Raw genomic sequence first — 12,171 nt, 5'->3', positions numbered from 1 at the left:
CTGATTTCAGTCAGTTGCGGCACTCAATCTTAAAATACCTTTGTGTCGCTTTATGTACCGGCAAATTGCAGCCATATTGCTTATTCTTGCCTTTGCAGCCTATAGCTTCAGCCAGGCTGTTATTGTGCTGGATTACTATGCAAACACGGCTTCCTTTGCCAAAAATTGTGAGAATAAGGCCCGGCCCATGCTGCACTGCAACGGCAAGTGCCAGATGATGAAAAAGCTCAAAGAGCAGGAAAAGAAAGAGGAGCAAAACCCTGAACGGAAAGGCGGGAACAGGAACGAGGTGGTTTACGCAAAATCCTCCTTTGCCACCTTGGCCTTTCATCAACTGAACCTTCCCGTTTCCTATTCTCTTTACGCCGACACTTCTTTCCCCAAAGGCATCTACGCCGACATTTTCCATCCACCGGCCCTGGTGTGAGCAAACCTTTAGAAAAACAGCCTCTTCATCCTTCTTTGTTTTTTTAAAAGAGAAACTACGGATGCTGTTTGCACACCATTGTTTACACACAACTTCAACCACATGTCACGTTTCTATAAAGCCGTGCTGTTGGCAGTCTTATTCCTTGCTGCCAGGGCCACCTATGCACAAACCAATGTGAAAGGAAAAATCATTGATGCCACCACCAAAGAACCGGTAGCCGGCGCCACCATTCACTGTACAGACGAAAACTGTCATTGCGGCTGTACCACCAATGCCTCAGGGGAGTTTGAAATGCGATGCACCGATTGCCGGACACTTGCGGTTAGCTACATCGGGTACACGCCCCAACAATTTGCCGTATCCAACAAAGCCTACATTGTTTCCTTAAATCCTGCTGCTTCCCAGCTTCAGGAAGTGGTACTCACTGCCAACCGGGGCGAAGGCGCCAAACGTTCCGAAGCACCCATTGCCATCACCACCATCACAAGCAAGACCATTCAGGATGCCAAGCCCACAATGGCCGACCAGGTGCTGAACAAAGTGAGCGGTGTGAATATGGTAAACCTCGGCAACGAGCAACACGAGATGAGCATCCGCCAGCCCATGACCACCCGTAGCCTCTTCCTGTATCTGGAAGATGGCATTCCTATTCGCACATCGGGACTTTACAACCACAACGCTTTACTGGAAATGAACCTGGCGGCTACCAAAAGCATTGAGGTCATCAAAGGCCCTTCTTCCTCGCTTTACGGCAGCGAAGCCATTGGCGGTGTGGTGAACTTTATCACCGCTGCACCAACTGCCGTTCCGGTGCTGAAACTATCGGCACAGGGCAATAACGTGGGTTACAAACGGGCCGACCTCATGAGTAGCGTTTCGACAGGTAAATGGGGCTTTGTGCTAAGCGGCTATTATGCCGACAAGCGTAACGGCTATTTGGAGTACAGCGATTTTCACAAGGGCACCTTCACCGCAAGAGCAGACTATCATTTTTCAGATAAGACCACTTTATCAAACAGCCTCACGTACCTAAACTATTACAGCGACATGGCCGGGGGTATTGACAGCACCATGTTTGCGAGCAAAGCCTTCTCCAATCCGCAAACCTTTACCTACCGGAAAGTGGATGCACTCCGTTATCATTCCACGCTAACGCATGTATGGAATGATAACAGCAAGACAACAGTAGCCGCTTTGTACCGTGACAATACCATCGGGCAAAACCCTGCTTACCGGGTAAAAGATGATTACCGCAAAGTAAACGGTGTGAATGTGGGCAAAAAAGATCTGGCACATGGCGAGATCAACGAAAACCGCTTCCATTCTTATTCCCTGATAGCGCAACACAGGCAAAACCTAAATTGGAAAAAAGCCGTTGTCATCGGAGGGTTGAACGTTGACATAAGCCCCTCCACGTATAATGCGAATTACATCCGCATTAAAAAAGATACGATTAGTAAAAAGTATGTCAGCTATCAGAATACCGACAGCACACTGACCGATTATGCCACAAAACTGAACAACTATGCAGCGTTCCTGAACGTTGAGTTTAATCCGATTGAAAAGCTGCGTGTGGTGGCATCATTGCGTTATGACTATTTCCATTACGGGTTCGATAACCACCTGACCCCCTCGGCCTTTAGTGGCTCACCCGACACCGTCAGCAACTTTCACCGGGTCAGTCCCAAAGTGGGCTTTACGTACAACTTCTCTGCACGGACCGGCATCTATGCCAACTATTCCGAGGGCTTTGTGCCACCACAGGTCACAGAGCTTTACACGGGTGTTAAAGTGCCGAACTTAAATCCGTCTATCTTTTACAATTACGAAGTAGGTGGCTGGGTAGAACTGGTGAAAAACAAACTCTCTATTGATGTCAGTGCTTACCGCCTGGAGGGAACCAATGAAATTATTTCCGTGAAACTCGATGATGGCTCTTTTGCCAATCAAAACGCCGGACGCACCTTGCACAGGGGCATTGAGGCTGGCTTGAATGCTACACCGATAAAAGATGTCTCTTTCCGCCTTAGCGGTGCCTACAGCAAGCACGAGTTTGTGGATTATGTAGAGAAAGGCGTTTCCTACAACGGAAACGAGATGGCCAATGCGCCACACTGGATTTACAACGCGGAGGTTTGGTACAAGCCCTCTTTTGTAAAAGGCTTTCGCATAGGGGCAGAGCTACAGCATGTTGGCAGCTACTTTGTGGACCCGCAGAACACGGCTACATACGATGGATACAATGCCTTTAATCTAAGAGCCGGTTATCAGTTCAAAGGCTTTGATGTGTGGGTGAATGTGCTCAACGCCACCAACAACTATTACTCCTACATCACGACGAAAAGCTCTTTCGGCTGGAGCTATCAACTGGCCGAACCCAGGAATTTCAATGTGGGAGTATCCTATGATTTTGCAAACCTTTTTAAAAAGAACCAATGAAACGATTTCTTTCGATAGCAATTCTCTCTATTTGTTTGATAGCTTGTAAAAATCAAGAGCCAAAGCCACTCGTCTCGACTACCGATGCTATCCAGGTAGACAATAGCCCCGGCTCCTGTCCCTACCTGACAAAAGACAACAAGAACAACGTGGTGCTAAGCTGGATTAAACAATCAGGTGCAGACAGTTCCATTGTTTGTTATGCTGTTTCAACTGACGAAGGCGCGACCTTTGATAAACCCATTGCAATACCCGGCAGCACCAATGTGCATCCGCATGGTGAAAACATGCCGAAAATCCTTTTCAAGCCTTCGGGTGAAATCGTCGCCGCCTGGGGTGCGGCAAACCCTGACCCAAGAAACAAATACTCCGGCCTGGTGTTTTACAGCCAGTCCTTTGATAATGGAAAAACGTGGACTAAACCAAGAAGCCTGACTACCGATACCACCAGCTTCGACCAGCGGTATTTTGACATGGCCCTGCTGCCAAACGGTGAAGCAGGTATCACCTGGTTGGACAATCGCAAGACATGGAAAAAAGAAGGTTCAGGGTTGTATTATGCTGTCACCAGCGGCAGGAATGGCTTTCAGAATGAAAAGCTGATTAGTGGTCCTTGCTGCCAGTGTTGCCGTACCGATTTGTTTATTGACAAAGCAAAAAACATTCATGTGCTGTACAGAGCAATTTTGGATCACAGCATCCGGGACATGGTGCACATCGTTTCAACAGATGGTGGGAGCACCTTCTCCCAACCCCAGCGAATAAGTCAGGATGATTGGGTGATCAGCGGCTGCCCCCATACCGGCCCTGCCATGACAGAAAACAAAAATGGCCTGCAGTTTACCTGGTTCACTGGTGGCAAGGGTTCAGGCATTTATTACAACCATTCTTTAGATAATGGCAAGTCGTTTACAGCACGTGACAGTGTAAGTGGTAAAGCATCCAAGCACTGCCAGATCACCACGCTTCCAAACGACAACATCTTGATTGTTTGGAATGAAAATTTTGTGAATGGCAGTAATGTCAGTAGCCGGATTGGATTGGAGCAGCGGGATCTATCGGGTAAGCGAACCGTGAAAGAATATATCACCCACGATGGCGATGCGTCATTTCCAGTCGTTTATCCTGTTGACGCCAAAAAGGCTCTAATTGCTTATACAGCAAACAACAATAGCAAGGATTATGTGCTGGTAAAACGGGCGCTGTTACCCTGATTTTGAATCGACTCGCAGCCATTTACGGTAAAACGGTAGATTTTTTCGGTTTCTGTATTTTTGAAATGTATTTATCGGAAAACATTGTCCTGCCATGCGGCGGAACATCCACTGCATTGGTTTTTTCGTAGATACAGAAACCGCAACTCAAAACCCACTGTATGGGACATTGTGCATCACTTCTGAGAGCAGTCTTCTTTTTACTTTTTCTTGGCCTTTCGGGCCGGGTTTTTTGCCAGTCACAGCTTAAAGGCATTTACATTGTCAATGCCGACACCAAAGTGCCTGTCCAGGATGCCTTTGTTCAAAATGAAGATGCCAGCTTCAATGCATCCGCAGACGAAAACGGCTTTGTGAGTTTCAGAAATCTGCCAGTATCCTCTTTACAATTGTTGATTAGCCGCATCGGGTTTGAAGTCAAAAGAGTGGCTGTAGACACACTTACGGGCACCAATAATACGGCTATTATCTATCTCAATTCGAAAGTTTCAAGCCTTCAGGAAGTACAGGTCAAAGCAACTGCCAATGGCGGTATTTTTAAAACCATCAGCGACCTTGACATTCATTTACGGCCCATCAACAATTCACAGGAAGTATTGCGGATGGTTCCAGGCCTGTTCATCGGTCAACATGCCGGTGGCGGCAAAGCGGAGCAAATCTTTTTACGGGGCTTTGACCTGGACCACGGCACGGACATCAACATTTCAGTGGATGGCATACCAGTAAACATGGTAAGCCATGCACACGGCCAGGGATATGCCGACTTGCATTTTGTTATTCCTGAACTGATAGACAAAGTAAATTTCAATAAAGGACCCTACTTTGCCGACAAAGGCAATTTTACAACAGCAGGTTTTGTGGAGTTCAAAACAAAAGATTACCTGGAGAACAATTTCGTAAAACTGGAAGGGGGTCAGTTCAACACATTCAGAGGCATCACAGGCATCAACCTGCTAAAATCAACAGGTGACAGACGAAACCAAAGTTTGTACTTTGCCGGTGAAGCCTCCTACTCTGATGGCTATTTCGACCATCCACAGAACTTTAGTCGCTTTAATGGAATACTAAAATATCATGGCAGCGTCAGCCCCACCAGCACGATCAGTGCAAGTATAACGGGTTTTACCAGCAAATGGAATGCATCAGGACAAATACCGGATAGGGCTGTTGAAAGCGGTATGATTGATTTTTATGGTGCCATCGACAGCACCGAAGGCGGAAAAACATCCCGGTACAATGCAAATGTGGAGCTCCTGACAAACCTGCACAACGGTGGTGCAATCCGCAATCAAGTCTATTACACCCGGTACAAATTTGAACTCTATTCCAACTTTACATTCTACAAGGAAGACCCGGTCAACGGTGACCAGATAAGGCAGAAAGAGGATCGAAACATTTACGGGTATAATGGCTCATATCGCAAGGAGTATTTCTTCGGCAATATCAAAACAGAAACCAATGCCGGTGTTCAATTACGCTATGGTGACATCAATAACATAGAACTCACAAGGACAAAAGACAGGGTTGTCAACACGGCTGAAATTATGCGGGGCGACATTCACGAATTGAATGCAGGTGCGTATTGGTCACAACGATTTTCCTTGTCTAAAAAGTTGGATGTTACCGGCGGATTACGAGCTGATTATTTTACCAATCAATACAATGATAAATTAACGGCACAAGTCTTATCAACCAATTCTGCAATCGTAAGCCCAAAGCTAAACGTAAACTACAAGCTGAATGATAAAGTGCAATTATACTTGTACAATGGCAGGGGCTTTCACAGCAACGACACAAGAGTAGCTGTACGGCAAGACGGAAAGAAAGTGCTGCCACCCGCTTATGGAACTGATTTGGGCGGCATCTTCAAAGTAGGCAGGAATTTAGTATTGCAATCGGCACTCTGGTACTTGTGGCTTGACCAGGAATTTATTTATGTCGGTGATGAAGGGGTGGTGGAACCAGGTGGAAAAACAAGAAGATATGGCTTTGATTTTTCAGCGAGATATGAGGTGCTAAACAATCTTTATGCAGATGCTGACATAAGCCTTGCTAACCCGAGAGCATTAGAAGTTGACAAAGCAAATAGTTACCTGCCATTGGCTCCTCGCTTTACAAGTGTTGGCGGCTTAACGTACAGAAAAGAATTGGGCTGGAACGGTAGCTTGCGTTACCGGTATATGGCAGACAGGCCAGCCAACGAAGACAATTCAGTCATCGCAAAAGGTTACTTTGTTACCGATGCGGCCATTAACTATACGAAAAGAAATTGGGAAGCTGGAATAGCTATTCAAAATCTTTTCAACGTCAAATGGAAAGAAACACAGTTTGACACAGAAAGCAGGTTGCAGAACGAGCCTGCCCCTGTTTCAGAAATTCATTTCACGGCGGGCACGCCATTTTTTGCAAGGGCAAGTTTCACCTTATTTTTTTAAACCCTTATCGAACAAAGTAAAGTAGAAGCTACTTCGGTAGCTTTTGTTTTCTTATGTGGCCAGCATCAGTACCCTGCTTGCACATTCGTTGTGTCACTCACTTGTACGTTCGGTAATTTTATTTAGCAATTTGGCTTTGTCCTTCGATAACGAAGCTAAAACACAAGGTCCGTCGTTGGCAATCTAATGCTTCCCGCAAATTGCAGCGGAATACCCTATTAGGAAGCTGATTATGCAAGACCAACGATAATTTTTTGAACTTCTTACTTTCGTTGCAAAATGTTGACTTGATGAGACGATTGTTTTGTGCTGCTTTTGTGCTAACCGTTTCTTTTATCCATGCCCAAAATAGACAATCTGCTGCCGATACCGTGAATGGAAGGGACCTGGACAGCATTATTGTCAGTTCTTCTATGCGGTTAAACCATACACCCTACCTGAAAGCCGTGGAGGGTATGAACGTCTATGCCGGCAAAAAGACCAACAGTGTCATTTTAGACCCGGCCAAAGCCAATCTTGCAGCCAACGTTTCCCGCCAGTTGTTCTCCCAAATTCCAGGTCTTACCCTTTGGGACATGAGCGGCAGCGGAACACAAATCAACCTTGGAACAAGAGGCACTGATGCACATCGTTCTATTGAAATGAACATGCGGCAGAACGGTTACAATATCAATTCCGACGTGTTTGGCTACCCGGAAGCTCACTATACGCCACCCATGCAAGGCGTACAAAAGGTCGAGCTGGTGCGTGGTTCTGCCGCCCTTCAGTTTGGGCCGCAGTTTGGTGGGATGCTCAATTACCAGATGAAAGAAGGCGACAGCACAAAACCTTTTTCGCTTGAGACAGAGCAAACTGCTGGCTCGTTTAATTTCTTCAACTCTTTTACGTCTATTGGTGGCAGAAGCGGCAAATGGAGCTACTACGCCTATTACGACAAAAGACACGGCGATGGCTGGCGCAAAAACGCCGCTTTCAGCTATCATGCTTACTATGTCAATGTTCGTTATGCTTTCTCCAACAAAAGTTCGCTGGCCCTTCAGTTTTCCCGCATGGACTACCGGGAGCAAATAGCCGGTGGCCTGACCGATGAACAGTTCCATCAGGACCCAAGAGCATCAGGGCGGAGCCGCAACTTCTTTTCTCCCTTTATCAACATTCCAGCACTTCTGTTTCACCACCAATTCTCGACGGCTACAAAACTGCAAGTAACGTCGCATTACCTGGGTGGAGAGCGAAACAGTGTACAGTTTCTCAACCCGCCCAACATCCCCGACACGGTGAATACGCAGCTTGGCACCTATAACCCTCGTCAGGTGGACAGGGATTACTACAGTGGCTTTACCACCGAAGCAAGGCTGCTACATCAGTACCGGTTAAAAGGCCTCTCGAACACCCTTTCAACGGGGGTTCGCTTTTTCGACCAGACAACCAAGCGCAGGCAGAAAGGAGTGGGTACAACGGGCAGCGACTTTGATTTAAGCCTGGTAAAGCCCTACGGAACAGACCTTCGGCTACACTCGACCAACTATGCCGCTTTTGCAGAGAATATTTTCCAATTGACGAAAGTTTTTTCCATTACACCAGGCGTCCGCTACGAGATGATTGACACGAAAATGGAAGGTGTTATCAACAACGCTTCGGTGCCTGTAAGCTACAAGAGCAATCGTTCTTTTCCGCTTTTTGGAACAGGGCTACAATACAGCCTCACCAAAGCAACAGAACTATACGGCAACGCTTCACAAGCCTACCGTCCTTTTCTGTATGCTAATGTTACACCGGCTGACCGTATTGACGTGGTTGACCCAAACCTGAAGGACAGCAAAGGCTACGACATTGATTTGGGCTATCGGGGACAGGTGAAGGACATCCTGAAGTTTGATGTGAACGGTTTTTATCTTTTCTATGGCAATCGTGTCGGGCAGCTAACGCTTAAAGGCCAAAACGACAAAACTTATCTCTACACAACCAACATTGGCGATGCAGTTAGCAAAGGTGTGGAAGCCTATATTTCCTTCTCTTTTGCACGTCTGATATTACCGGAATACAGTGCCAGCCGTTTGTACAGGTTGCGTTTATTTAATGCCCTTTCCTATACGCATGCAAGATACCTGAATGGTTCTATCAACAAAGGCGGTATCAACACACCACTCAAAGGAAACTGGGTAGAAGGCACACCGGAGTGGACCAACCGCACCGGCCTTGCATGGCAGCAGAAAACCTTTGTTACCCAGCTAACCTTTACCTACGTGGGAAAGAGCTACAGCGATGCCAACAACACGGTTTTCAATCCCAATGGTGCAACTGGCATCGTGCCGGCCTATCATCTTTGGGACCTTAGCGTGAACTGGCGTTTCCTGAAAAATTATTCCCTTTCCGGTGGCATAAACAACATTGCCAACGCAAAATACTTTACCCGTCGCATCAACATGTATCCCGGTCCCGGCATACTGCCCGGTGATGGCCGCAGCTTTTACGTCTCTTTGGGATTGAAGTTATAAAGGTGAAGCCCACGCTGCAAGGTAAAGCGGTGTTCCTCATGCCTATTCGGCAAGCAGATGCGCCAAACCATTGCAGCATAGCCAATAAAGCGATTTATGAAACTTGTATGGTATTGGCAAAGCTGACAATGCCCTTCGGGTGCTCCGCTGCGCTACGCAGTTTAAGCACACTGCTTGCAGCTCATACGGCATTCGTCACGGCAGCTCCTGTGTCCTTCATGCCACCTCGTTCATTTCGTCCTTCGTTTCGCTCCATTACACCACGTTCGTAGCCCGACCATTTGCTGCAAGGCATGGCGCACTATCAAACACACAAAGCAAAGCACAAGTGATGCACATACCTTTTCGCAAACCCACGCTACAATACTCACTGGGTTCCATTCCGCTCCACTACATCCTACATTCATTTCAGTCGCATTCAGTCCACCCGCTGCCAATAATTTTGCTCGCCTTGCCGCCTGCCCCGGCTACGGGTTTGTCATGGTTTTTGTTCGACCACACAGAGCGACCGGATAAAACAAAAACACACGCCAAACCCTTGCGTCTCACTGTTGCTGTCTGACGCCGCTTCGCTGCTTTTTCAGTCAGCACAGGTGCAGGCACTCGCAGCCGCCTGCGTTCCTCTCCGGCGTCTTTAACGGCTCGCTATGCTGCCAGGCTCCAGTGCCGGTTACTTCCCGGCACGGCCGACCCTTCTTTTTGCCGCAGGCGCTTTTACCTTTTTTGCCAACGCACTGGGTTTTACTATAAACAGATACAATTCTATTGTGCTTTACAAGCAGTAGTCTTGCTTACAGCCTTCGTTTTCACGAGGACTTCCTTTTTATATTTGATTGAACCAACGGAACGACAATGCAACGATGTAGTATAACATTAATTGCTACCAGGCACAAAGAAAATGGTCAATGCAATTCAATTGAGTTGTATCAAATTATCGAACGAATTGCTCCGGATGTAATTTTTGAGGAAATTCCCCGGGTAAATTTGATGCAGTTTATAAAGGATTGCGTCACCCTTCTTTAGAAGTACTCACAATCAAAAGATACTTGCAAAGCCACCCCATTCCACATTTTCCGGTAGATTTAGACATAGATGAAGTGGATGGTTTTTTTTCCAGGAGCGATTTCAATACTATGTCTTACATATTTGTGAATTATTGCCCTAAATACAAAACCTTATACAATCAACGGCAACTTTTGGCGGACAATAATGGTTTCCCTTTCCTGAATAGCAAAGAGTGGACAATGTTGTCGGAACGTATGGATGTCTTAGAACAGGAGGTAATAAAAAAGACTAATAATGAGAAATTGTACCAACGGGCTAAAGACTGGTCAAATGAACTCGACGTTCGAGAGAATGAAATGATTAAGAATATTTATCAGTATGTTGAGAATAATAGGTATGAAAAGGGTTTGTTTCTCGTTGGTGTAGAGCACAGGAGGAAAATAATGGATAAGATACCAGAGTTTAAAAAGAACCATCATTTGAAGATAGATTGGAACTTCAACTATTTCAATCAGTAAGGTAATTGAAAATAATAAAACCTCTTTATGCCTATCTCTTAGTGGCAAACGTTTTTTCATTGGCCTGCAGTCGCTAAGCCAACGCACAGAGCAACACATTAGCGGCCTTCGGCTTCCCGCAGCAAGAGTCATTTCGTTCCTTACGGCATTCTCTTTTAGCCAACGTTTTTTTTGCAGCAAAGGCAGTATTCGTATTATTAAATGCATCAAATCCCTTCATTGAGATTTTACCGGTTAATTAAGCCCATGAAATGGAAGATTGATTTACTTAAACAAGCAACAGAATTCCTATTCAATGTCTGTTACCTCGCACTCTTGCACGTCCGATTTGCCTTTAATGATTAGTGCAACATTCACAACTTATCATAGTCAAAACAACTTTCAGTGTTATTGCTATGATTGAATTTACAAATAATGAAGTCGTAAACGTTGCCGGCGAACATGTTGCAATATGTACAATGATTTACTGAACGATGGTAAAGTTTATCATACTTCTCTACCGACTCCATGAGGTAATAATGGTATCGCTGTTGCTCCTCAGGTAATTGGTCGTACTCTTCTTTCCTGGGAACCAAGATGTATTGTTTATTGTCCACGAAAATATCAATTGGCCCCTCCGGCCAGTTATAGAATATTTTCCGTTGAAACCAGACGCCACTTCGTAATGCATTGATTACCTCATTTCGGGCCCACGAGGTGTGGTAAAACTTTTCTAAGAACTGCCCCACAATAGGACAATGCTTATATAAATAACCTTTCTTCTTAGCTTCTGTAAGCTCATGTTCTTTTTTTCGACGCTCCTCCTCCAATTTCGCCTGTCGTTTCGCCTCCCGCCAATTCCGCAAGTCTTGTTCTCGCCGTTGCCTTTCTAATTCTGCTTTCTTTCTTTGTTCTTCTCTTATCCGGCGCAGCCTATCCTGCTCGGCAAGTTTCTTCTCTCGTGCTTTCAGCCTTTCCCTCTCCTGCTCCCAATCAGCCAAAACCATTCTTTCAAGTGCCCTGTGAAAAATCCACTGTTTTGAGTCAAGCGAATCATGCAAAAGTGCTTCCATTTTCCCCGGCTCCTGGAGAGTAAGATCCAAGAAGATCTCAATGCACGATGTATTTGACTTCCTTATTAATTCTCCCTTTAGGTCCGATACCTGATGTGTGAAACAAAACTCAATGAATATCTTCTTTCCTCCGGCATAGCCGATGGCATCCGGACGTATGATTTCTCCTTCTACTTCGATATTGACTTCAGTTTCCACACGTTCGAACTCGATCAGCGCTTCTAAAACGTAATCCTTCGGCCCATGCGGTCCATTGCCTTCGCAGGGTGGCAACATCAGCTTACGTGTATTTGCCAGCACTTGCTTTGCTAATTTATGAACGGCTGATTCAACGGCACCTTCACAGGCCATATCGGACCAATGGGCGAAATGGTGTGTTTTAATCAACCCTTTATTTTTAGCAATAAGTGGTCGGCCGCAGCGGCAACAAACACATTTACAGGCATCGCCATTTTCTACATCATCAACAAAGTAAAGAACGCCTTCCCGTTCTCCCCATTGCAGCATTGACGTATGGTCAATTATGTTTGCCATGTGATTGCAATTTGTTGCAGATGAAAGCTTTGGCGCTGGTAGCTAG

7 protein-coding genes are annotated in these 12,171 nt (G+C 45.9%); 6 read left to right on the top strand and 1 reads right to left on the bottom strand.

Annotation, left to right across the window (positions count from 1 at the left end):
- Positions 1 to 52: 52 nt before the first annotated feature.
- From D6024_RS20860 to D6024_RS20835, 6 genes are all read left to right on the top strand, one after another.
- On the top strand, positions 53 to 427 hold the full coding sequence (locus tag D6024_RS20860; RefSeq protein ID WP_121356755.1) for a hypothetical protein: 375 nt from the start codon (positions 53 to 55) through the stop codon (positions 425 to 427).
- A gap of 102 nt (positions 428 to 529) precedes the next feature.
- Entirely contained in the window at positions 530 to 2,869 is a 2,340-nt protein-coding gene (locus D6024_RS20855; protein ID WP_121356873.1) for a TonB-dependent receptor, read from the top strand.
- Positions 2,866 to 4,083, top strand: coding sequence for a sialidase family protein (locus tag D6024_RS20850; protein WP_121356754.1), 1,218 nt, complete (start codon positions 2,866 to 2,868; stop codon positions 4,081 to 4,083). The genes D6024_RS20855 and D6024_RS20850 overlap by 4 nt, the downstream gene beginning before the upstream one ends.
- A gap of 161 nt (positions 4,084 to 4,244) precedes the next feature.
- The gene (locus D6024_RS20845; RefSeq protein WP_121356753.1) at positions 4,245 to 6,518 is read left to right on the top strand and encodes a TonB-dependent receptor; all 2,274 of its coding nucleotides are present in this window, start codon (positions 4,245 to 4,247) and stop codon (positions 6,516 to 6,518) included.
- Positions 6,519 to 6,808: 290 nt separating this feature from the next.
- Positions 6,809 to 9,016 (top strand): TonB-dependent receptor family protein, encoded by a 2,208-nt coding sequence (locus tag D6024_RS20840; protein WP_121356752.1) that lies wholly within the window; start codon positions 6,809 to 6,811, stop codon positions 9,014 to 9,016.
- Between the two features lie 1,046 nt (positions 9,017 to 10,062).
- The gene (locus D6024_RS20835) at positions 10,063 to 10,539 is read left to right on the top strand and encodes a hypothetical protein (RefSeq protein ID WP_121356751.1); all 477 of its coding nucleotides are present in this window, start codon (positions 10,063 to 10,065) and stop codon (positions 10,537 to 10,539) included.
- Between the two features lie 353 nt (positions 10,540 to 10,892).
- On the opposite strand, the gene D6024_RS20830 is transcribed toward D6024_RS20835, so the two are convergent.
- The gene (locus D6024_RS20830; RefSeq protein ID WP_162944910.1) at positions 10,893 to 12,125 is read right to left on the bottom strand and encodes a competence protein CoiA family protein; all 1,233 of its coding nucleotides are present in this window, start codon (positions 12,123 to 12,125) and stop codon (positions 10,893 to 10,895) included.
- Positions 12,126 to 12,171: the final 46 nt, after the last annotated feature.

It is taken from the genome of Flavisolibacter nicotianae, assembly GCF_003628535.1.
In the GTDB taxonomy this organism is placed as follows: domain Bacteria; phylum Bacteroidota; class Bacteroidia; order Chitinophagales; family Chitinophagaceae; genus Flavisolibacter; species Flavisolibacter nicotianae.
The sequence above is the reverse complement of the archived record's forward strand: the minus strand, read 5'-3'. Positions and strand labels throughout refer to the sequence as shown.